The sequence below is a fragment of the Plantactinospora endophytica genome (assembly GCF_016862915.1).
Taxonomy (GTDB): domain Bacteria; phylum Actinomycetota; class Actinomycetes; order Mycobacteriales; family Micromonosporaceae; genus Plantactinospora; species Plantactinospora endophytica.
Map to the genome: position 1 here is coordinate 552,548 of NZ_BONW01000013.1, position 21,785 is coordinate 574,332.

Genomic DNA, 21,785 nt, shown 5'->3' on the forward strand with positions numbered 1-21,785 from the left:
CATACCATTCATCACGTCCGATGACCGTTCGTTCCGTACCCGAGAGGGAAGGCCGTGGACTCGTCTCTCGCGATCCTCATCGGCGGCACCGCCGTCTTTGCCGGCGCCGTCGGCTACCTGGTCCTGCTCCGTGACCTCGGCACCCGCCGGGCCGGGCTGGCCGGCGCCGGCACGGCGGCGGCCGTCGCGGCGAGTTTCCTGTTCATGCTCTACCTCGCCACGCTGGCCCTGCCCGCCCTGCTGGGGTTCGTCGCCCTGAGCAGCGGTGTCGTCGGCTACCTGGTCCTCCGGCGCGACCTCGGCACCCGGCGCGGAGTACTGGCCGCCGCCGGCTCGGCGGCCGTCGTCACCGCGAGTTTCCTGCTGGTGGTCTACCTCGCCGTGATCGCCTTCATCGCCGCCGTCGGCGTCTACCTCCTGCTGCGTACCCGGGTGCGGATCGCGCCGGCACTGGTGCTGACGGGGACCACGCTCAGCGGGCTGCTCGCCGCCTCCGTCCTCGTCTTCTGGGTCAGCCTCACGTACGTCATGTGAGGCGGGACGCCGCGCAGAGGCGAGGGTGGGCCGCTGACCGCCGTACGCTCAACCGAGTGCTGTCGGGGGCGGTCAGGACGAGGCGGCGGCGACCAGGGCGGGCAGTACCTCGGCCGCCGTGCCGCGCAGGTTGACCGCGCAGACCCGGTCGAGCGGTGTCGGCTCCGGATTGACCTGGATCACGGTGGCGCCGGAGCGTGCCGCGATCCGGGGGATCTCGGCGGCCGGGTAGACGACGCCGGAGGTGCCGACCGTCAGCAGCACGTCGCAGCCGGCGGCGGCCTCGGCCGCAGCGGTCAGCGCGGCTTCGGGCAGCGCCTCGCCGAACCACACCACACCGGGGCGGACGAGGGCTCCGCAGTGCGCGCAGCGGGGTGGCGCCAGCCGGCGACCCTCTTCCGGCTCGGCGGCCTCACCCGTCCCGGTCGCCGGCAGCGGGGCCGGATGGGCCGCCTCCGCCACGCAGCGGGGCGCGAACAGGCTGCCGTGCAGGTGGATCGGGGACCGGGAGCCGGCCCGCTCGTGCAGGTCGTCGACGTTCTGGGTGACGACGACGCTGCCGGGGACCAGGGCCTCGATGGCCGCCGTGGCCAGGTGCCCGGGGTTGGGCTCCGCTCGGCGTACCCGGGCGCGCCGCCACTCGTACCAGCCCCAGACCAGGTCCGGGTCGGCGTGGAACGCCTCCGGGGTGGCGAGCCGCTCGGCGTCGTACCGGGCCCACAGTCCGGTGAGGTCGTCCCGGAACGTCGGTACGCCGCTCTCGGCCGAGATCCCGGCGCCGGTGAAGACGACGTCCCGACGGGCCCGGGCGAGCGGCGCGGCGGCCTCGGACAGCGGTACGTCTTCCATCCGGAAGATCCTGCCATCCGCCGACGCCCACGCCGTGCACGTGGGCAACCGACCCGACCGGATACGCCGATCGACCGGTACCGTGCCGGGCCGTCGGCCGGACAACCGGCAAGCCATAGTCGTACGCCGATTGACAAAGTTTGGTATCCAAACTTAATGTCGGCTGTCCGGAGGTCGAAGCGGTGCCCTCGCCTCCGGCGTGCCCCCACCTCCGAGCGGCCGACATCCAGGCAAGGAGTGCCATTGTGAGTCCACAGAGCACATCGCGGAGAGCCCGCTGGCGGGTGGGGCTGGTCGCGGGCGGCGTCGCGCTGCTGCTGACCACAGGCGCGATGGCGGCGGTCAGCGCGCAGGCCGCCGCCGGCTGCCGGGTGGCCTACTCGACGACGGCCCAGTGGTCGGGCGGCTTCACCGCCAACGTGGCCGTCACCAACCTCGGTGACCCGATCAGTGGTTGGAGCCTGGTCTGGACCTTCCCGTCCGGGCAGCGGGTGACCCAGGCGTGGAACGCCAACGTCACCTCCTCGGGCAGCCAGGTGACCGCCACCGACGTCGGCTACAACGGCGCGCTCGCCACCAACGCGACGGTGTCGTTCGGCTTCAACGGCTCCTGGTCGGGCACGAACACCGCACCCACCTCGTTCGCGCTCAACGGCGTGGCCTGCACCGGCAACGTCGGGCCGACCGGCCAGCCGACCACCCGGCCGCCCACCAGCGCACCGCCGACCACGCCGCCGCCGGCCGGCAACGCGATGGCGGCGGTGGCCGCGATGCAGCCCGGCTGGAACCTGGGCAACTCGTTCGACGCGGTCGGCGCGGACGAGACCGCCTGGGGCAACCCACGGGTCACCGCCGCGCTGCTGGACAACATTCGGGCACAGGGCTTCAACAGCATCCGGATTCCGGTCACCTGGAGCAACCACCACGGCGCGGCGCCGGGCTACACCATCGACGCCGCCTGGCTCAACCGGGTACGCGAGGTGGTCAACTGGGCGCTCGCGGACGGCTTCTACGTGATGATCAACATTCATCACGACTCGTGGCAGTGGATCAACACCATGCCGACCGACCGGACCAACGTGCTGAACCGGTACAACGCGCTCTGGACCCAGATCGCCGCCGCGTTCCGGGACGCCTCGCCCCGGCTGACCTTCGAGAGCGTCAACGAACCGCAGTTCACCGGCAGCTCCGGCGACGCCCAGAACGCGACCCTGCTGCACGAGCTGAACACGTCGTTCCACCGGATCGTCCGACAGTCCGGCGGCGGCAACGCCACCCGGCTGCTCGTGCTGCCGACCCTGCACACCTCGGCCGACCAGCCCCGGGTGGACGAACTGGTCAGCACCTTCAACACGTTGAACGACCCGAACCTGATCGCCACCGTGCACTTCTACGGGTACTGGCCGTTCAGCGTGAACGTCGCCGGCGGCACCCGCTTCGACGCCACGGTGCAGCAGGACCTGACCGGCGTCCTCGACCGGGTCCACAACGCCTTCGTCTCCCGCAACATCCCGGTCATCATCGGCGAGTACGGGCTGCTCGGCTTCGACCGGCACACCGGCACCGTCGAGCAGGGCGAGAAGCTGAAGTTCTTCGAGTACCTCGGCTACTACGCCAGGAACCGGCGGATCACCACGCAGCTGTGGGACAACGGCCAGCACTTCGGCCGTACGTCGTTCCAGTGGAGCGACCCGGAGCTGTTCGGGCAGATCAGGTCGAGCTGGACCACCCGCTCCGGCACCGCGTCGAGCGACCAGGTGTACGTGCCGCGTACCGGCGCGATCACCGCCAAGAGCCTGACCCTCAACCTGAACGGCCCCACCTTCCAGGGGCTGCGGCAGGGCAGCACCGACCTGGTCAACGGCACCGACTACACCGTCTCCGGCAGCACCCTCACGCTCACCGCCTCCGCCGTCACCCGGCTGGTCGGCTCCCGGGCGTACGGCGTCAACGCCAACCTCCAGGCCCGCTTCTCGCAGGGCGTGCCGTGGCGGATCAGCATCATCACGTACGACCCGCCGGTGCTCTCGAACGCGACCGGGGCGGCGGCCTCGTTCGCCGTACCGACCCAGTTCCGGGGCGACCAACTCGCCACCATGGAGGCGAAGTACGCCGACGGCAGCAACGCCGGCCCGCACAACTGGACCTCGTTCAAGGAGTTCGACGTCGCGTTCGCCCCGAACTACACCGCGAACACCATCACCCTGAAGCCGGAGTTCTTCGCCGAGGTGAACGACGGGCAGCGGGTCACCCTGACGTTCCACTTCTGGAGCGGCACGACCGTCACCTACCACGTCACCGAGTCGGGCGGCAACGTCACCGGCACCACCTCCTGAACCGTCGCCGGGTGCCGTGGCGCGGGCTGCGGCACCCGGCCGGTGGGCCTCCCGTGCTCAGACGGTGGCGTAGCTGACCGTCCCGGCGGCGGCGGGATCGAGCGTCGGATCGCGCAGCCGGGCGGCGTCCTGACTGGGCGGTACGCCGAACTGGCGGCGGTACTCCCGACTGAACTGGGACGGGCTGTCGTAGCCGACCCGCTGGCCCACCCCGGTCACGTCGTTCGGGTGGGTGGCCAGCAGCAGCCTGGCCTGCTGGAGCCGGATCTGTTTCTGGAACTGGATCGGGCTCATCGCGGTGACGGCCTGGAAGTTGCGGTAGAAGGCGGAGCCGCTCATCCCGGCCAGTTGCGCCACGTCCTCGACCCGGAACGACCGCGTGTAGTGGTCGCGGATCCACCGGACCGCCCGTGCCACGTGACTGAGGTTGCTGTCGGCCAGGCCGAGCTGGCGGACGGCGGCGCCCTGCTCGCCGGTGATGACCCGCCAGAGGATCTCCCGCTTGAGCAGTGGGGCGAGCACCGTCAGGTCGCGCGGCCGGTCGAGCAGGCGCAGCAGCCGCACCACCGCGTCGACCAGTTCGTCGGGCGCGGTGCTGACGGCCATCCCGGGCGGGGCGCCGCCGCCGACCGGTGGCAGGTCGCCGGGCGCCGCCTGCAACAGCAACTCGGCGACGGTGGCCGGGCGCAGGGTCAGGCCGAAGCCCAGTGCCGGCCGCTCGGGAGCGGCCTCGGTGAAGTGGCCGGTGATCGGCAGGTCGACCGAGGCGATCAGGTACTGCCCGGCGCGGTACTCGTACACCCGGTCGCCGAGCGCGATCCGTTTCGCGCCCTGCGCGATGAGCGCGAGCACCGTGCCCGACATCGACGGCGACGGCGGATAGGGCCGGTCGACCTTCGAGATCAGGACGCCGTCGATGGCGGTCTGCTGATCCGGCCGGGCATGCCGGGCGAGCAGCGTACGTAGTTCGTCGAGGGCCACGAGCCGATTCAAGCACCGAACCGATAGCCCCTGCAACGGTAGGATCAGGCAAGAGATCAGGAGCATCGTTCTAACATTTCTGCTGGTAGCGGTGCTTACATGGGTTGGTCGATATCCCAGGAGCGAACGACAGCTCCACGAACGAGGAGGATGGGCCCGCCCATGCGCGCCACCCACGGTTTCCACGCCACCATGACCGCCCGGCCCGGCAAGGCCGACGAGGTGGTCGAGTTGCTGCTCGACGCGCCGTCCCTGTCGAACGACGACTGCGTCGTCTTCCTGGTCGGCCGCTCGGCCGGCGACCCGGACGTCGTCTTCGTCACCGAGGGCTGGACCAGCGAGCAGGCCCACGCCAGGTTCTTCGCCACCGAGCAGGCGCAGGCACTGGTCGGAAAGCTCCAGCCGCTGCTCGCCGGCGAGTCCGGATACGTCGACGAGGTACCGGTCGGCGGCAAGGCCGCCTTCTGAGGCACCGACCGCGCCCCCGCCGTGCCCCACTGAACCCTCGGCCGGAGCCACCGAACCCAGCCGAACCCGCCGAACCTGAGCCGAAGCCCACGGAACCCCACCGGAAGGAACCCGCCGTGACCCCCGCCCGCCCCGACCTCGACCCCGAGCTGCGTACCCTGCTCGCCGGTATGCCGCCGATCTCCGAACTCAATCCCGAACTGCTCGCCCAACTGCGCCAACTCCCGTCGACGCCGATCGAGACCCTGCTCGACGGGCGTGCGGTCGAACGGCGGGAGGTCACCGTCGCCGGCCCGGACGGCGCGGACATCCCACTGTCGATCTTCAGGCCCGCTGGGCTCGACCAGGGTGCGGCGGCACCCTGCGTCTACTGGATCCACGGCGGCGGGATGATCATGGGGGATCGCTTCTCCCAGCTCGACATCCCGCTGGAGTGGCTCGACCTGTTCGGCGCGGTCGTGGTCTCGGTGGACTACCGACTCGCACCCGAGGTCACCGGCACGACCCTGGTCGACGACTGCTACCACGGCCTGCTCTGGGTCACCGAGCACGCCGACGAACTGGGGATCGACCCGGCCCGCGTCGTCGTCGCGGGTGCCAGCGCCGGAGGTGGTCTCGCCGCCGGGGTCACGCTGATGGCCCGCGACCGCGGGACCGCCGCCATCGCCGCCCAGGTCCTCATCTGTCCCATGCTCGACCACCGCGACCGCACCACCTCCAGCCGGCAGTACTCCGGCGGGCCCGGGGTCTGGACCCGGGAGATGAACCGGTTCGGCTGGCGGTCGGTGCTCGGCGACCTCGCCGACGGGGAGGTGCCCGGATACGTCTCGCCCGCGCTGGTCGAGGACCTGTCGGGTCTGCCGACCACCTATCTCGACGCCGGCACGGCCGAGGTCTTCCGGGACGAGGACGTCGAGTACGCCAGCCGGATCTGGGCGGCCGGCGGCCAGGCCGAACTGCATGTCTGGGCCGGCGGCTGCCACGGGTTCGACGCCCTGTACCCGCAGGCGCGGATCTCGGCCGCCGCCCGCCGGACCCGCAACGACTGGCTCGCCCGGGTCCTCGATCCGGTCGCCGGCTCGGCCGTGCCTGTCCAGCCCTTCGCCGGGCGGGACCGGACCGCAGCGTGATGCGACAGCGAGCCTCGGGTACCCCGCCCGTCGACGGTGTGGAAGTCGATGCCGAAGTCGGTGGCCGGGGCGGCAGCCGTGCTCAACTGGCTGGGTACGGCTGCGCGGTGAGCAGGTGCGCCAGGTGTGCGGCGTTGGTGGCCAGCGTCCTGGTCGCCTTGCCGGTGGTGTCGGACTTCGGCCCGGCGTCGCGGTAGTCGGTACCGCCCATGGCCTCGCCGACCCAGTAGGTGGACGCGGCGGCGGCGACGCTGAACCCGACGTCGTTCAGAGCCTGCAACACCTCGGCGGTGACGTGGTGCGCGCCGTCCTCGTTGCCGACCACGGCCACGGCCGCGACCTTGCCGTAGGTGCGCAGCCGGCCCTGCTCGTCGGTCTCCGACAGTTCGGCGTCGAGGCGTTCCAGCACCATCTTGCACACGCTGGACGGCTGCCCGAGCCAGATGGGCGTGGCGACGACCAGGATCTGCGCCTTCATCAGCCTGTCCCGGATGGCCGGCCACCCGTCGCCGTCGCCCTCGTCGGTGGAGACCCCGAACCGTACGTCGTGGTCCACCACCCGGACCAGGTCGCCGTCGACGTCGTGGTCGGCCAGTGCCGCGAGTACCTCCCGACCCAGTAGTTCCGCGCTGGACGGCGCGGGGGAGGGCTTGAGCGTGCAGCAGAGCACCAGTGCACGGAGAGTACCCACAGGAATCCACCCCTGACTCGATCGATTTTTCGGTACCCCGGTGCTGCTACCCCGCTCGTCCGGCACCGAACCGTCGGGCCCGCCGATCCCCGGGGCGGGGGAGTGGGGGCGTTCGTATACTGCTCAGCCCGGGCGCGTCGGGACCTCCACCGGCAGCCGCCCGGGCTGACGGAGGAGACCGGCGAGCATTACGAGGTGGACCCATGACGACCCTCGCGCACCTGCGCAGGACCGCGCTCGCCCTGCCCGGGACGGCTCAGCGGGGCAGCCGTCCCGGCCCGGTCGAGTTCACCGTGCACGACCGCTGGTTCGCCTCGGCTGGCGAGAACGGGCACCTGCTACTGCACCTTCCCGGCCCCGAGGCGGACGAGCTGCTGGCGGCCCACCCGACCGGCGGGCGGCTGACCCGTGGCGCCGCACCGGTCGGCGTACGCGTGCCGCTCGGTGACCTCGACGGCCAGCAGCTCAACCACTGGGTACGCCGTGCCTGGCTGGCCCGGGCACCGAAGCGGCTCGCCGCCCGGGTCGCTGCCGCCGACAGCGCCGTTCCCGGAGCGGTCGGTGACCTGCCGAAGGCCATCGGACGGCCGGCCACGCGGGCACTGACCGGCGCCGGCATCACGACTCTCGACCAGGTGGCCGAGCTGACCGAGGCCGAACTGCTGGCGATGCACGGGGTCGGCCCGAAAGCCGTCCGGATTCTCGGCGAGACGCTCGGCGCGACCGGACGTGCGTTCAACGGCTGACCGCGACGGCCCTGGCGTCCACCGTGGCCGGAACGCCTCCGCGTACCCGCGCCGACGTCGACGACGACGCAAATCACGGTGACCCTCGCAGACCGGACGGATAGGTTCGGGAGATCGACAGGTACGGGCACCGGCGGCAGGCCGGGGCGGGAGCGGCCGGTCCCGGCGCGACGGGGCGGCAGAGGGAGTGAGCGTGGCGCAGCGCAGGGCACTTGTGGTTCGCGGCGGGTGGGAGGGACACCGACCGGTCGAGGCGACGGAGTTGTTCATCCCCTTCCTCGAAAGCAACGGCTATGCCGTCCGGGTCGAGGGGTCGCCGGAGATCTACGCCGACGCCGCCGAGCTGGCCGGCACCGACCTCGTCGTGCAGTGCGTGACGATGTCGCAGATCAGCCCGGAACAGGTGGCCGGGCTGTGCGCGGCGGTCGTCGCCGGCATGGGCTTCACGGGCTGGCACGGCGGGATCGCGGACTCGTTCCGCGCGTCGTCCGACTACCTCCACCTGGTGGGCGGCCAGTTCGCGACCCATCCTGGCAAGGAACCGTGTGAGCGGCAGGGCGGCGAGGAGGACAACTTCCTACCGCACACGGTGCGGCTCACCGACCTCGGCCGGGAGCATCCGATCACCGCCGGGATCGAGGACTTCGACCTGGTCACCGAACAGTACTGGGTGCTGCACGACGACCTCGTCGACGTACTCGCCACCACCACCCATCCGACCCGGGAGTGGCAGCCGTGGCACCGGCCGGTCACCTCGCCGGCCATCTGGACCCGACGCTGGGGCGCCGGGCGGATCGTCGTGACGACTCCGGGGCACAGCCTCGACGTGCTGGAACATCCGAGCGTTCGTACCGTCATCGAAAGGGGGATGCTGTGGGCGACCCGCACGGCATCGGCATCGTAGGGCTCGGGGTCATCTCCCGCGCGTACCTGGACACGCTCGCCGGCCATCCGGGAGTGCGGGTCGTCGCGGTGGCCGACCTGGACGCCGCCCGGTCGGCGGCGGTCGCCGCCGCGCTGCCCGGCACCGAGGCGCTCAGCGTCGAAGGGCTGCTCCGGCATCCGGACGTGCGGACGGTGCTGAACCTGACGATCCCCGCCGCGCACGCCGAGATCTCGCTCGGCGCGATCGACGCAGGCCGGAACGTCTACGTCGAGAAGCCGCTCGCCGCCACGTTCCCGGACGGCCGCTCGGTGGTCGAGCGGGCCGGTGCGGCCGGCGTCCGGCTCGGCTGCGCGCCGGACACCGTGCTCGGCACCGGTATCCAGACGGCGCGTGCGGCGGTCGACGGCGGGCTCATCGGCCGCCCGATCTCCGCGTCGGCCGTGATGGTCACGCCGGGGCACGAGCGCTGGCATCCGCACCCCGACTTCTACTACACCGAGGGCGGCGGCCCGCTGCTGGACATGGGGCCGTACTACGTCTCCGCGCTGGTCCAGTTGCTCGGGCCGGTGCGTGCGGTGGTGGGTGCCGCCAGTCGGCTGCGCGCCGAACGGGTCATCGGCTCCGGTCCGCGCGTCGGCGAGCGCATTCCGGTCGAGGTGGACAGTCACGTCACCGGGGTACTCGAACACGTCGGCGGCGCCCTCTCCACCATCACCACCAGCTTCGACGCGGTCGCGACCACGGCCGCGCCGATCGAGGTGCACGGCGAGACCGGCACGCTGGCCGTACCCGATCCGAACCGGTTCGACGGCGAGGTCCGGCACTTCGCGCTCGGCGGTACCGGATGGCACGTCCTCGAACCGTCGGCGGGCTACGTCGGCGCGTCCCGGGGGATCGGCCTGGTCGACCTCGTCGACGCCGACGGGCAGCGCCCGCCCCGTGCCGGTGGCGAGTTCGGGCTGCACGTACTCGAGACGATGACCGCGCTGCTCCGGTCCGCCGCCGAGGGCCGGCGGATCGAGCTGACGACGGTGGCGGAGCGGCCGGTACCGGTACCGCTCACCCGGCCCGAGGAGTGGGCGGCACCGCGCACCTCCGGCCACTGACCCCGGCCCGCCGACCGGGTGCGTCCGATGCTGTGCCGGCAGCGTCGGGCGCACCCGGTCGGCGCCAGGTCGGCACCGGAGCTGCCGCGCCGACCGTCCGGGCCGCTCCGTCAGGGGTTGGTGGCGAGGAAGAGGAACGCCGCGCAGAGCGACAGGTGCACGGCACCCTGCAACACCGTGGCGCGGCCGGGCATGACGGTCAGGATGCCGACCCCGGCGGTCAGTCCCAGCAGCACGATCTGGGTGGAGCCGAGCCCGAGCACCAGGGGGCCGTCGAGCCAGATCGAGGCGATCGTGATGGCCGGGATGGTCAGCCCGATGCTGGCCATGGCCGAGCCGAGGGCCAGGTTGAGACTGATCTGCACCCGGTTGCGCCGGGCGTTGCGTACGGCGGCGATGGTCTCCGGCAGCAGGATCAGCAGGGCGATGACGACGCCGACGACCGTGTGCGGCAGGCCGGCACCGGTGACCGCAGCCTCGATCGTCTTGGACTCCACCTTGGCCAGCCCGACCACCGCGACGAGGGCGGCGACGAGCAGCCCGAGACTGATCAGCGTGGTACGCGTGGACGGGGCCGCCGCGTGCGCGTCGTCCACCGGCGTGGCGTGCACGGGCATCCCGTCCACCGATGTGGCGCCCACCGGCGTGGCCTGCCCGGGTGTGGCGTCCGCGCCCGGCGTTCCGGTGGAGGCGCCCCGCGACGCGGTGTGGTGGTCCACCGGCAGGAAGTAGTCCCGGTGCCGGACGTTCTGCACCACGACGAAGAGGGCGTAGAGCACCAGCGACGCCACGGCGGCGAACGCCAGTTGGGCCCCGGTGAACTCCGGCCCCGGGGTGCCGGTGGTGAAGGTGGGCAGGACCAGGCTGAGCGTGGCCAGGGTGAGCACGGTGGCCAGCGCCGCCCCGGTGCCCTCGGCGTTGAACGCCGCCACGCCGCGCCGGGCGGTCGCCACCAGCAGGGCCAGTCCGACGATGCCGTTGCAGGTGATCATGACCGCCGCGAAGACGGTGTCCCGGGCCAGCGAAGCCGTACCGGGGCCGCCGGAGACCACCAGTGTGATGATCAGCCCCACCTCGATGACGGTCACCGCGACCGCGAGGATCAGCGAACCGAACGGCTCCCCGACGCGGTGTGCGACGACCTCCGCGTGGTGCACCGCCGCGAGTACCGAGCCGGCCAGCAGGATCACGACGACGACCTCGACCGCTGCGGGCAGGCTGCGTCCCCAGACCGCGACCAGGGCCGCCACCGCGAGCAGTGGCACTGCGCCGGCCGCGCGATCGATCGAGGTACCCGAGGTGGTTGCCGGTGGCGGTGTCAATGCGATCCCTTTCGGTGCCGGTTAACGCCCCTTTTGGGAGTACCCGGCCATTACACCACCCGCCGCCCCCGCCGGTGCCGGGCAACGCGATCGGTGGTGCTGGCACCACTGCCTCGGCGCCTGATCCTCGCCTGGTCCTCGCCCGACGCGGCTGGCGCGCCGCCGCAGGCGGTGGTGGGTCAGGCTCGACCGGCGGTCCACAACTCCGGCGCGCGGTCGCGGCTCAGGAGGCCGCCGCGCGCAGGGCCCAGAAGTTCGACCTGTACTGGTCGTGGATCGGGGCGGACTCGATCCGCAGCAGCGCCTCGTCGTTCTCCCGCAGCGCGGCGGTGGTGTAGTTGTGGCTGCCGGTCATCACCCACTTGCTGTTCCGGGTACCGGCGTAGGTCCCCTCGACCAGCATGTACTTGGAGTGCACGATGTAGTCGCCGCTGATCCGGTAGAGCACGATCCGGGGGTGGCCGCTCAGGATGTCGAGCACGTCGGCGTCCATCGTGGTGTAGACGACCTCGATCCAGCACTTCTGGTCGGCCAGCGCGCGGAGTTCGTCGGCGATGCCGTTGCGACTGAAATACCACATCCCGATCCGGATGATCGTCCGTCCGGTCTCGGTGCCGACCGTGGTGTTGCCCTCGCAGGTCACGTTCTCGTTGAGCATGTTGTAGATCGTGTCGCTGGTCTTGTCCGACCCGGCCCGGGGAAAGAAGTACGCCTTCGCGTTGCCGCTGCCGACCGTGCGGTAGTAGTCGCTGTTCTTCGCCTTCGCCGCCAGGTCGTCGAAGTAGTCGAGGTAGGCGGTGTAGAGGCCGGCGTTCCCGACCAGGGTGACCGCGTTGTTCCAGTACCCCGTGGAGTTGCTGGCGGTCAGGTTGGCCGAACTCTGCACCACCACGTTGGTCGAGCCGGAGGTGCTGGAGAAGAGGAAGAACTTGTTGTGCATGATCGGCGTGTTGACGGTGCCGATGCAGGCGGCACTCTGGGTGCAGAAGGTCAGCCACGACCGGTTGGCCCGGTTGGTGCCCAGCACCGCCCGCATGGTGTCCACCGCCGGGTACTGCTCCGACAGGTGGTCCAGCACCAGCCGTACGTTCACGCCCCGGTTGTGCGCCGCCACCACGTCGTCGGCGACCGGGGCGGACGTCCAGTGGTACATCGCGATGGAGATGGTCGAGCCGGCCGGGGCGCCCTGGACGAGCCCTCGGACGTGGTCGACGATGCGGTTCTGCTCGGCGGCGACCGTCGGGTTGTTGAAGATCGCCCCGCTGGCCACGGCACCGGCCGCCGGTGCTGCCGGAAGGACCAGCCCGGCGCCCACCAGGGCGACCGCCGTCACCGAACCGACCATACGACGTAGGGACATTTCCGCCTCCGAGAGCGTTCGACACCGAAGCTGGGCATCGACGATCATGCCAGGTCGGACCGGAGGATCTCGTCGACCAGTGCGGCGAACCGCTCCGGGGCGGCCAGGTAGGGCGAGTGCCCGCCCGCGAGCCGGCGCCTGGTGGTGGCCCGGGCCGACATCTTCTCCTGGTGTACGGGCCGGAGCGCACGGTCGTCCGCGCAGACGACGTACGTCGACGGGATGTCCCGCCAGGCCGCCGTCGTGACCGGGTCGGTGAAGGAGCGGAGGCTCTGCGCGACGAGCCCGTCCAGGGCTTGGCCGGCCGGTGCGTCGGGCATGTCGTGGTAGAGCGCCACCCGTGGGTTCCTGATCAGCGGGAAGGTGCCGCTGGTGTCCTCCGGCGTTGCCAGACGGTGGAAGGTGAAAATTGACTCGCCCTCGTCGAGCAGATAGGCGGCGACGAAGACGAGTCGCGTGACCCGGGTCGGGTCCGCCACGCCCTGGGCGGTGGGGACGCCGCCGTACGAGTGGGCGAGCACGGCCACCGGGCCGTCGACGGCGGCGACCTCCCGGCGGAGCACCTCGGCGTCGTCGTACATCGACGCGGTCGGTGCGGGTTCCCGGCCGGCGCTCGGCAGCGCGGGTACCCGGGTCTGGTAGCCCAGCCCGGCCAGCGCCTCCCGGGTGGCGTCCCAACTCGACGGCCGGTGCCAGGCGCCGTGCGCGACGACGATCGTGGGCCGACCATCCGGACGGCTCATCCGGGTACCTCCCGAGGACCAGCGGTAGCGGGGATGTGGGAAAACTCTTCCACACCGCCGTCGGCCTCCACCCGTGGAGTCGCGGCAATCCATCGACATATGCGATTCTCTACCGGGCGGCCCGGCTCGCTACCCGGGTCCGGAGTGCCCGTGCCCGCCTCGTCGGCACCGGAAGGGGAATCTCGTGCGACCCGTACGCCTCACCGCAGCCCTGACCGTCGCACTGCTGGCCACCGCGCTGTCACCGGGTACCGCCGGGGCGACCGACCCGGCCCGCCCGAAGCCGACCTCCCCGGTCCTGGCCGGTACCCACGTCGGTGGTCGGGTCGTGGTCGACCGGAGCACGCTGGCGTACACCTGGCCGGGCGTCTACTTCGAGGGCCGGTTCCGGGGCACCGGGGTCGGGATCGTGCTCGACGACGCCGACAACGACTACGACGTCGCGGTCGACGGTACGACCGTCGCCACCCTGGTCACCCCCGGCCGGACCACCCACTGGGTCGACGGCCTGGCCGACGGGGTGCACCGGGTCCGGCTCGTCAAACGGACCGAGAGCCCGTGGGCGGCGGGCAGGTTCGGCGGCTTCGTGGCCGCACCGGGCGGCGCGATCCTCGACCGGCCCCGGGCCCGCGCCCGGCAGGTCGAGTTCGTCGGCGACTCCTACACCGCCGGGTACGGCAACATGTCCGACAGCCGGGACTGCACCGGCGAGCAGGTCAACCGGACCACCAACGCGGACCTGGGCTTCGGCGCGCTCACCGCCCGGCGGCTGAACGCCGACTACCAGGTGAACGCGTTCTCCGGCCGGGGCATGGTCCGCAACTACAACGGCGGCGAACCCGGGACGAGCTACCGGACCTACTACGACCGGGCACTGCTGAACGTCGAGGGTGACGTCTGGCGGGACCGGGGCGGCTGGCGACCGCAGCTCGTGGTGATCGGGCTCGGCATCAACGACTTCTCGACCCCGGTCGACCCGGGCGAGCAGTGGACCCCGGAGACGTTGGTCGCCGCCTACCGTGCCGCCTACCTGGCCTTCCTCGACAAGCTCCGCGCCCGGTACGGCCCCCGGACGACCATCGTGGTCAGTGCCACCCACGTCCCCGGCGGCGAGGTCTTCGCAGAGACCGCGCGGCAGGTCGTGCAGGAGCGCACCGACCGGGTGCACTACTGGTACTACGACAGCGCCGGCCTGGACTACGGCGGCTGCCACTGGCACCCCTCGCTGCGGGACCACGAGATCATCGCCGACCGGCTCACCGCCTTCCTCGGCACCCTCCCACTGCGCTGGTAGCCGATCCCTCGCCCCGGTAGCCGGGCCGGCCGTCCCGGGGCTCGGCCGCGCGTCTGGACGTCCGCGCGTCCGCAGGGTCGGGCGGAAATCAGGTTGCCGCAGGTGGCGGGTTCCGGGATGGTGGGCGCATGACGTTCTGACGGGCAGTTCCCTGTGCAGCCGAAACCTTCGACCGCGCCACCCACGCCGCCTCCGCGGCCGTGACGCCGTCCGCCCGTAGTTCTTCCCCGCAGAAAAGAGCGTCCTTGTCCCAGCAGAAGTCCCGGCCGGAGTCCGCTCCGCGCGCCGGGTCCGCCACCGTCAGCGTGTTCGCCTCCGAACGCAGTTGGATCGAGTCCGACGCCGTCGCCCAGTGCCACCAGGTGGCCGCCCTCGACGGGATGATCCACGTCGCCGGCATGCCGGACCTGCATCCCGGAAAGGGTGCCCCGATCGGCGCCGCGATGGCCTCGACCGTGCTGTACCCGTTCCTGGTCGGCTCCGACATCGGCTGCGGCATCGCGGTCTTCCCGGTGGACCGCAAACGCGTCGTACCCGAGCAGGTCGCCCGCCGGTTCCCGGACCTGGACCGGGCTCTGGACCCGGACCGGGACGCCGACGACCCGGCCTGGTCCGTCGTGGACGGCGACATCCCGGCCGGTCACCTGGAAGGGCTGGGCACCGTGGGTCGGGGCAACCACTTCGTGGAACTCGCCCGGATCCACACCGTGCTCGATTCGGGGCACACGGCCCGGCTCGGGCTCGCCGCCGACGACCTCGTCCTGATCGTGCACAGCGGTTCGCGCGGCCTGGGCGAGCGCATCCTGCGGGCACACACCGAGCGGCACGGCGCCGGTCCGGCCGAGGACCCGACCGGCTACCTGGCCAGCCACGACGCCGCCGTACGCTGGGGTTCGCTCAACCGTCGGCTCATCGCCGCCCGGGTGCTGTCCGCGCTGGGCGCCCGACCCACCGAGCCGATCGTCGACATGTGCCACAACCTGGTCGAGTTCCGCGACGGGGTCTACCTGCACCGCAAGGGCGCCGCTCCGGGCGACGGCCGCGACGTCCTGGTCGCCGGCACCCGGGGGACGTACTCCTACCTGGTGGCCGCGCACGCCGGGCCGGAGGCCAACCGCTCGGTGGCGCACGGTGCGGGCCGCAAGATGTCCCGCGCCGACGCGCTGCGCCGGGGCCGGGCCAAGCACACCGTCGAGGAACTCCGGCGTACCCCGCTCGGCTCGCTGGTCGTCTGCGGCGACCGGCAACTGCTGGTCGAGGAGGCGCCGACGGCGTACAAGCGGATCGAGCAGGTGATTGCCGACCTGGTCGAGCACGGCCTGGCCACCCCGGCCGCCAGCACAATTCCGCTGGTCACCTACAAGACCCTCGACCGGCCCGACGGCACCGCCCGACCGGCCGGCCGACGGGACCGCGAGCAGAACCGCCGCAGCCGGGGCCGGTCGTGACCACGCCGCCCGAGCAGGGCCACCTGCTGCTCTCCGCCGGACGCGGTCCACAGGAGTGTTCCTGGGCGGTGGCCGAGCTGCTGCGCCGGCTGGAGGCCGACGCCGGCCGGCGTCGCCTGTCGACGTACCGGGTGCAGACCGTCGCCGGTGCCCGGCCCGGCACCTACCGGTCGGTGCTGGTACGGGTGCACGGGACCGGTGCGGAGGAGTTCCTCTCCTCCTGGACCGGCACTCTCTGCTGGCAGGCGGCCAGCCCCTACCGGACCGGCTCCGGCCGGAAGAACTGGTACGTCACCGCCCAGCCGTGCCAGGTCGACGCCCCGCGCTCGTCCTTCGTCGAGAGCGACGTCGACTTCGTCGCGTGCCGCACCGGCGGCCCCGGCGGGCAGCACCGGAACAAGGCCAGCACCGCCGTACGGGCGACGCACCGGCCCTCCGGGACCGTCGTCGTGGTCGACACCGAGCGGCAGTTCAGCCAGAACCGGCGACTCGCCGTGGAACTGCTCCGGCAACGCCTCGCGGACACCGACAGCGTCGCCGGCCGCGCCGTCGTCACCGCCCGCTGGCGCATCCACGACGAACTCGTCCGCGGTGACCCGGTCCGGACAGAACGGCCGGATGGCCCACCCGGCGCGGGCCCGCGCGCTTAGCACGCCGCGCGGTGCCGCCGTCCCGGACTCGCCGCGCTGTGCTGCAGTGCCGTGCCGTCTCGCCGCGCGGTGCCGTGCCCGCCGTGCTGTGGCCGTCGTGCTGTGGCCGCCGTGCTGTGCCCGCCGTGCTGTGCCCGCCGGGCCGGTCAGTGCCGCCGGAGTGGCGGCGCCGTGCTGTCCCGGACGATGAGGGTGGTGGCCAGTTCGAGGCGGGTCTGGGCCGGCGTCTCGCCGGCGGCCACCGCCAGGACCAGCCGGGCGGCGGCGGCGCCCATCTCGGCGAGCGGCTGCCGCACCGTGGTCATGGCCGGGCCGCACCACCGGGTGTAGGAGATGTCGTCGAAGCCGACCACGCTGAGGTCGTCCGGGATGCGTAGCCCCGCCTGGCGGGCCGCCTCGTAGACGCCGAGCGCCTGTAGGTCGTTGCCGCAGAGGATCGCGGTGGGCGGCTCGGGTAGCCGCAGCAGTTCGCGGCCGTGGTTGAGCCCGTCCTCGAAGGCGAACCACTGTCCGATGCGTACCAGCCGTTCGTCCAGGGGAGTGCCGGCGGCGTCGGTCGCGGCCCGCGCGCCCTCCAACCGGGCGCGGGCGGAGAGTCGTTCGGTCGGTCCGGTGATCACGGCGATCCGCCGGTGTCCGAGGTCGAGCAGATGCCGGGTGGCGGCGATCCCACCGCTCCAGTTGGTCGCCCCCACCGACGGGACGGGATGTTCCGGCTCGCCGGTCGGGTCGAGGGCGACCAGCGGGATGCCACTCGCGGTCAGCGTCCCGTGCTGTTGCGGAGTGAAACCCAGGTGTACGGCGATCACGCCGGTCGGGCGCCGGGCCAGCAGGTCCTGGGCCCACGGCCGCCCGGTCGACGCCTGGTGCACCACGTCGGCGAAGGAGACGGCCAGCTTGTGCGTACCGGCCACCTCCTCGACGCCGTGCAGGACCTGGACCGCGAGGTGGCTCTGCATACCGTAGAAGAGCACCTCGATGCCGGCGGCCCGGACGACGCTCTCCGGGCGGCGGTAGTCGTGCTCCCGGAGCACAATCTCCACCCGGGACCGGGTGGCCGGTGCCACGTCCCGACGACCGTTGAGCACCTTCGACACCGTGGCCGCCGACACTCCGGCCAGCGCCGCGATCGACGCCACGGTCAACTCGCCGTGCCGGCGCCCGCGCTGCCGTCCGGCCGTGCCGCCGACCGGCGGCGTGGTCGTGACCGCCCGGCCGGCATCGGCGACGTCGGGAACCGCCCGCCGGTCCGCGCGCCGGTCGTCGGTCCGGCGCGGCTGCCGGCCCCGGCGCTCGCCGACCTCGCCGAGCAGTCGGGCGCGGACCGCCTCGGCCTCCCGCGCGGCCGTCGGACCGGCCGGAACGGTCTGCACGAGGTGGCGCCGTTTCCCGGTGGCCGGGTCGATGCCGGCGTAGACCCGGACCCGCAGCGAACCGCTGGGCAGGGTCTCGATCTCGCCCCGGGGGCGGCGCCGGGCGGAGGGGTCCGACATGGAGCGACCCTAACAGACCTCACCCCATGCCCGATCGAAACTGGCTCCACGAATCGCTCCACGACCAGTGGCGTACGCCGATGGGCTGTTTCGCGGTGAAAGGCGAGCGCGGCGAGATGTCCTGGGCATTGTCCGCAGTGGCGCCGGACGATCGTCTGCCGTGGCCGGAGCGTGGGCGGTGGGCGGGACGCCTGGAGGTTTGGCTTCGCGGGGTTGCCAGTCGAACCAGTTCGAATCATACTGCTAAATGTTTCTGAGCCGGACCTGACCGGGTGGACGGGCAGCCCACACGACCGAAACCATTCCAAGGAGAGTGTCGTGCTTCGATCCCCCTTCCTGGTGACCGCTGTCGTGGCGGTGACCGTGCTGACCGGTACGCCGGCCCAGGCAGCCCCCGGAGCCGCGATCAGAGTCGACCGTGCCGAGCGGCACCAGGTCATCGACGGCTTCGGCTACTCCATCGCCTTCCAGCGGTCGTCGCTGGTGCACAACCTCTCCGAGGCCAACCGGGAAGCTGCCCTCGAACTGCTGCTCGACCGGCACAAGGGTGCGGCGCCGAGCATCCTGCGGCTCGGCATCGGATCCTCGGCGACCAACCAGTACGACTCGATGCTCTCCATCCAGCCGACCGACCCCGGCGGGCCGGACGCCACCCCGAACTACACCTGGGACGGCTGGGACGGCGCCCAGGTGTGGTACGTCAAGGAAGCCCGTAAGCGTGGCATCGACCAGTTCTACGCCGACGCCTGGAGTGCGCCGGGCTACATGAAGGACAACGGCAGCGACAGCAACGGCGGTGCCCTCTGCGGTCTTCAGGGCGTCACCTGTGCCAGCGGCGACTGGCGCGAGGCGTACGCGCGCTACCTGGTCCAGTACGCCACGTTCTACAAGCGCGAGGGCATCAGGCTCGACGCCCTGGGCTTCACCAACGAGCCCGACTGGACCGCCTCGTACGCCTCGATGCGGTTCACCCCGGCGCAGGCCGCCGAGTTCGTGAAGGTACTCGGCCCGATCGCCGAGGCGGCCGGGGTCAAGGTGGCCTGCTGCGACTCCTTCGGGTGGCAGCAGTCGGACGCCTACGTGCAGGCGATCGAGGCGGATCCGGCGGCCCGTCGGCATGTCGACCTCTTCACCGGGCACGGCTACGCGAGCCCGTCGAACCGCCCGCTGCCGACCGGCGAGACCACCTGGATGACCGAGTGGGCTCCGTCCAGCGTCGCCGACGGCTGGAACGAGGCGTGGGACAGTGGCAAGGGCACCGACGGCATCGCGATCGCCCAGCGGATCCACGACACGCTCGCGCTGGCCGACAGCAGTGCCTTCCTCTTCTGGCTCGGCTCGTCCCGGGGCGGTACGGCGGCGCTGGTGCAGGTCGACGACGCCAACGACACCTTCCGGGTGTCGTCGCGGCTGTACGCCTTCGCCGCGTACAGCAGGTTCGTCCGCCCCCGTGCGGTGCGGATCGGTGTCGACGGCGCGCCCGACGGCGTGCTGGTGTCGGCCTACCGCAACGCGGACGGCACCGAGGTCGTGCAGATCATCAACACCACGACCGCGACCGTCAGCACCGACGTCAACCTGTCACGGCCGACCGCCTACCTCACCGACTCCACCCACAACCTGGAGCGGTCCCCGGGCGTGCTGGGGAAGCGGGGCCGGCACACCACGGTCGAGTTGGCGCCCCGGTCGCTGACCACGCTGGTCGGCAAGCGCCCCGGCCGGGGCTGACCTCCGGCGTCGTCGCCCCTGCCCGGTCGGACCTCCGGCCGCCGGCAGGGGCACCCGGCGTGGCGGAGCCGGTACCCGGGACCGGCTGCCCCTTGTCGGTCACCTTGACGGCGGACCGGCCGCGTTACCTCGCGGGGCGGACCAGCGGGTGTTCGTCGACGAGTTGTTCGGGCGCGGAGAGGCACCAGGCCTCGTAGAGCAGCTCGGCGAGTTCGTCGGCGTCGATCCCGGCCAGGTGTACGACCACCCAGCCGAATCCGCCGGAGATGAACTGCACCTCGAAGACGTCCGGCCGCTCGGCGACCAGCGCGGTCTGCTCCGAGAGGGTCTGCTTCAGGCCGACCGTCCGGGTCCGGGGCCAGTGGTAGCCGAACCGCCTGCCGCGCACGCTGAACGACGTGTAGTCCCGCGCCTGGGCGTGCTCGACCTCCGCGAGGTCGTCCACCATCCGCAGGAATCGGCTACTCGAAACGGTCACGGCGTCATTCTGGCGTACCGGCACGTCCGAGGTGCCCGGCAGGCTCGTTCCGCCGTACCGGCGGGCTCGTCTCTTTCCCTTTCGGCGGGGCTTGTCGTCCCGGTGCCGGTACGGCCTGGCGTCGGCCGTAGAGATGATGCTGTCGCGCACACGACGCCGCGTCCTCTTACAATGCTGTGTGGCACACGGTATCGTGTAACTCATGCCGGACGACGAGCTTCTCTCGACCCATCTCCAGGAGTTGCGACGGGGCAGTGTCGTGCTGGCCTGCCTGCTGATCCTCAAGAAGCCGAACTACGGCTACGCGCTGCTCGAACTGCTGCAACGGCGGGGGTTCGCCGTCGACGCCAACACCCTCTATCCGCTGCTGCGCCGCCTGGAGAAGCAGGGGCTGCTGACCAGCGACTGGAACACCGACGAGTCCAGGCCGCGCAAGTTCTACCGCACCAGCGCGGAGGGCTTCGAGGTCGCCGACCTGCTGCACCAGGACTGGGAAACGCTCAACGCCGCCTTCCGCACCCTGAGAGATGAGCCATGACTACGACCGCTACCAGCACCCTGACCGACCGTTACGTGGCGGCGACCCTCCGCCGGCTGCCGGCGCGGCAGCGTACCGACATCGAGCGGGAACTGCGCGCCTCGATCGCCGACGCGATCGACGAGCGGCTGGAATCCGGGGCCGACCCGACCGAGGCGGAGACCGCCGTACTCACCGAACTCGGTGACCCGGACCGGCTGGCCGCCGGCTACGCCGACCGTCCGCCGTACCTGATCGGGCCCGCCCTGTTCGTGGACTACACGCGGCTGCTGCGTACCCTGCTCGCCACCGTCGTGCCGGCGGCCACCGTCGGCGTCGCCCTGCTCCGGACGGTCCAGGGCGACACCGTCACCGGTGTGCTCGGCACCGCCCTCGGCACGGCGATCACCGTCGCGGTGCACATCGCCTTCTGGACCACACTCGCCTTCGCGATCGTCGAGCGCGTCCCGTCCCGGCGTCATCCCGGCGGCTGGCGACCGGGCCGGTGGGACCCGGCCGCACTGCCCGAGCCGCCCAGCCGCCGCATCCGGTACGCCGAGCTGGTCAGCGAGACCGCCGCGCTGGTCCTGTTCTCCAGCCTCATCCTGCTGTCGCCGGTGTTGAGCATCGAGCGGGACGCCGACGGCCGACCCGTCGGAGTCCTCTCGCCCTGGCTGTGGGACACCGGCGTCGTCTACGTCTTCGTCGCCGTCGCCGCGCTCAGCCTCGGCTTCTCGTACGCGAAGTACTACCTGCGGTGGAACCTCGCCCTGGGCATCATCGGGACCCTGGTCAACCTGGCGGCCCCGGCGATGCTGATCTGGCTGGCCACCACCGACCGGATGCTCAACCCCGCGTTCGTCGAGGCGGCCGGCTGGTCGCCCGAGGTGCCCAGGTGGATCGGCACCGGCCTCGTCGTCCTCGCGGTCCTCACGATCCTGCACAGCATCGGTGAGGCCGCCGGCCAGGCCCGTCGCCGCTGACCACCCCGCGCCACCGCCGTCCCGTGCCACGCCCGTCCGTTC

Annotated in this window: 21 protein-coding genes; 13 read left to right on the forward strand and 8 right to left on the reverse strand. The window is 71.9% G+C overall.

What is annotated here, in order from left to right; translation table 11 throughout:
• The first annotated feature begins 54 nt into the window (after positions 1–54).
• Complete coding sequence (locus tag Pen02_RS15330) at positions 55–534, forward strand: hypothetical protein (protein ID WP_203866668.1); 480 nt, start codon at positions 55–57, stop codon at positions 532–534.
• A gap of 72 nt (positions 535–606) precedes the next feature.
• Here Pen02_RS15330 and Pen02_RS15335 read toward each other — a convergent pair whose 3' ends face one another.
• On the reverse strand, positions 607–1,383 hold the full coding sequence (locus tag Pen02_RS15335) for an SIR2 family NAD-dependent protein deacylase (protein WP_203866669.1): 777 nt from the start codon (positions 1,381–1,383) through the stop codon (positions 607–609).
• A 332-nt stretch (positions 1,384–1,715) separates the two neighbouring features.
• Here Pen02_RS15335 and Pen02_RS15340 point away from each other — a divergent pair, with 332 nt between their 5' ends.
• Positions 1,716–3,719 carry a cellulase family glycosylhydrolase gene (locus Pen02_RS15340; protein WP_239140797.1) on the forward strand — a complete coding sequence of 668 codons (2,004 nt, stop codon included), beginning with the start codon at positions 1,716–1,718 and terminating at the stop codon, positions 3,717–3,719.
• Between the two features lie 57 nt (positions 3,720–3,776).
• On the opposite strand, the gene Pen02_RS15345 is transcribed toward Pen02_RS15340, so the two are convergent.
• Positions 3,777–4,700: an AraC family transcriptional regulator gene (locus tag Pen02_RS15345; RefSeq protein WP_239140724.1), complete on the reverse strand. Its 924-nt coding sequence runs from the start codon at positions 4,698–4,700 to the stop codon at positions 3,777–3,779.
• Positions 4,701–4,862: 162 nt separating this feature from the next.
• Between Pen02_RS15345 and Pen02_RS15350 the strand changes: the two genes are divergently transcribed.
• Both Pen02_RS15350 and Pen02_RS15355 read left to right on the forward strand, forming a co-directional pair.
• Complete coding sequence (locus Pen02_RS15350; protein ID WP_203866671.1) at positions 4,863–5,168, forward strand: putative quinol monooxygenase; 306 nt, start codon at positions 4,863–4,865, stop codon at positions 5,166–5,168.
• Between the two features lie 116 nt (positions 5,169–5,284).
• Positions 5,285–6,298 (forward strand): alpha/beta hydrolase, encoded by a 1,014-nt coding sequence (locus Pen02_RS15355; RefSeq protein ID WP_239140726.1) that lies wholly within the window; start codon positions 5,285–5,287, stop codon positions 6,296–6,298.
• A gap of 82 nt (positions 6,299–6,380) precedes the next feature.
• Here the strand turns inward: Pen02_RS15355 and Pen02_RS15360 are convergent, their stop codons facing one another.
• Positions 6,381–6,989, reverse strand: a complete 609-nt coding sequence (locus tag Pen02_RS15360; RefSeq protein WP_203866672.1) for a flavodoxin family protein — start codon at positions 6,987–6,989, stop codon at positions 6,381–6,383.
• A 203-nt stretch (positions 6,990–7,192) separates the two neighbouring features.
• Between Pen02_RS15360 and Pen02_RS41780 the strand changes: the two genes are divergently transcribed.
• The 3 genes from Pen02_RS41780 (at position 7,193) to Pen02_RS15375 (ending at position 9,727) form a co-directional block, all read left to right on the forward strand.
• A complete protein-coding gene (locus tag Pen02_RS41780) occupies positions 7,193–7,735 on the forward strand; it encodes a hypothetical protein (protein ID WP_239140729.1) in 543 nt (180 codons plus the stop codon).
• 193 nt (positions 7,736–7,928) lie between these two features.
• Entirely contained in the window at positions 7,929–8,639 is a 711-nt protein-coding gene (locus tag Pen02_RS15370; RefSeq protein ID WP_203866673.1) for a ThuA domain-containing protein, read from the forward strand.
• On the forward strand, positions 8,609–9,727 hold the full coding sequence (locus Pen02_RS15375; protein WP_203866674.1) for a Gfo/Idh/MocA family protein: 1,119 nt from the start codon (positions 8,609–8,611) through the stop codon (positions 9,725–9,727). Before Pen02_RS15370 ends, Pen02_RS15375 begins: the two co-directional genes overlap by 31 nt.
• A gap of 110 nt (positions 9,728–9,837) precedes the next feature.
• On the opposite strand, the gene Pen02_RS15380 is transcribed toward Pen02_RS15375, so the two are convergent.
• The 3 genes from Pen02_RS15380 to Pen02_RS15390 form a co-directional block, all read right to left on the reverse strand.
• Entirely contained in the window at positions 9,838–11,049 is a 1,212-nt protein-coding gene (locus tag Pen02_RS15380; RefSeq protein ID WP_239140731.1) for a calcium:cation antiporter, read from the reverse strand.
• Positions 11,050–11,272: 223 nt separating this feature from the next.
• Entirely contained in the window at positions 11,273–12,409 is a 1,137-nt protein-coding gene (locus tag Pen02_RS15385) for a phospholipase D-like domain-containing protein (protein WP_203866675.1), read from the reverse strand.
• Positions 12,410–12,453: 44 nt separating this feature from the next.
• Positions 12,454–13,152 carry an alpha/beta fold hydrolase gene (locus tag Pen02_RS15390; RefSeq protein WP_203866676.1) on the reverse strand — a complete coding sequence of 233 codons (699 nt, stop codon included), beginning with the start codon at positions 13,150–13,152 and terminating at the stop codon, positions 12,454–12,456.
• Between the two features lie 184 nt (positions 13,153–13,336).
• On the opposite strand from Pen02_RS15390, the gene Pen02_RS15395 reads away from it, so the two are divergent.
• The 3 genes from Pen02_RS15395 to prfH all read left to right on the forward strand — a co-directional run bounded on the left by Pen02_RS15395 (position 13,337) and on the right by prfH (position 16,544).
• Positions 13,337–14,446: an SGNH/GDSL hydrolase family protein gene (locus Pen02_RS15395; protein WP_239140733.1), complete on the forward strand. Its 1,110-nt coding sequence runs from the start codon at positions 13,337–13,339 to the stop codon at positions 14,444–14,446.
• 245 nt (positions 14,447–14,691) lie between these two features.
• A complete protein-coding gene (locus Pen02_RS15400) occupies positions 14,692–15,894 on the forward strand; it encodes an RNA ligase RtcB family protein (RefSeq protein ID WP_203866677.1) in 1,203 nt (400 codons plus the stop codon).
• Positions 15,891–16,544, forward strand: a complete 654-nt coding sequence (gene prfH / locus Pen02_RS15405; RefSeq protein ID WP_203866678.1) for a peptide chain release factor H — start codon at positions 15,891–15,893, stop codon at positions 16,542–16,544. The genes Pen02_RS15400 and prfH overlap by 4 nt, the downstream gene beginning before the upstream one ends.
• A 146-nt stretch (positions 16,545–16,690) precedes the next feature.
• Here the strand turns inward: prfH and Pen02_RS15410 are convergent, their stop codons facing one another.
• Positions 16,691–18,037, reverse strand: coding sequence for a LacI family DNA-binding transcriptional regulator (locus Pen02_RS15410; protein ID WP_203866679.1), 1,347 nt, complete (start codon positions 18,035–18,037; stop codon positions 16,691–16,693).
• A gap of 318 nt (positions 18,038–18,355) precedes the next feature.
• Here Pen02_RS15410 and Pen02_RS15415 point away from each other — a divergent pair, with 318 nt between their 5' ends.
• A complete protein-coding gene (locus tag Pen02_RS15415) occupies positions 18,356–19,765 on the forward strand; it encodes a glycoside hydrolase family 30 protein (protein ID WP_203866680.1) in 1,410 nt (469 codons plus the stop codon).
• A gap of 124 nt (positions 19,766–19,889) precedes the next feature.
• On the opposite strand, the gene Pen02_RS15420 is transcribed toward Pen02_RS15415, so the two are convergent.
• Positions 19,890–20,243: an MmcQ/YjbR family DNA-binding protein gene (locus Pen02_RS15420; protein ID WP_239140735.1), complete on the reverse strand. Its 354-nt coding sequence runs from the start codon at positions 20,241–20,243 to the stop codon at positions 19,890–19,892.
• A 202-nt stretch (positions 20,244–20,445) separates the two neighbouring features.
• Between Pen02_RS15420 and Pen02_RS15425 the strand changes: the two genes are divergently transcribed.
• Positions 20,446–20,781 carry a PadR family transcriptional regulator gene (locus Pen02_RS15425; protein ID WP_203866681.1) on the forward strand — a complete coding sequence of 112 codons (336 nt, stop codon included), beginning with the start codon at positions 20,446–20,448 and terminating at the stop codon, positions 20,779–20,781.
• Positions 20,778–21,743, forward strand: coding sequence for a permease prefix domain 1-containing protein (locus Pen02_RS15430; protein ID WP_203866682.1), 966 nt, complete (start codon positions 20,778–20,780; stop codon positions 21,741–21,743). Before Pen02_RS15425 ends, Pen02_RS15430 begins: the two co-directional genes overlap by 4 nt.
• The last annotated feature ends 42 nt before the right edge of the window (positions 21,744–21,785 follow it).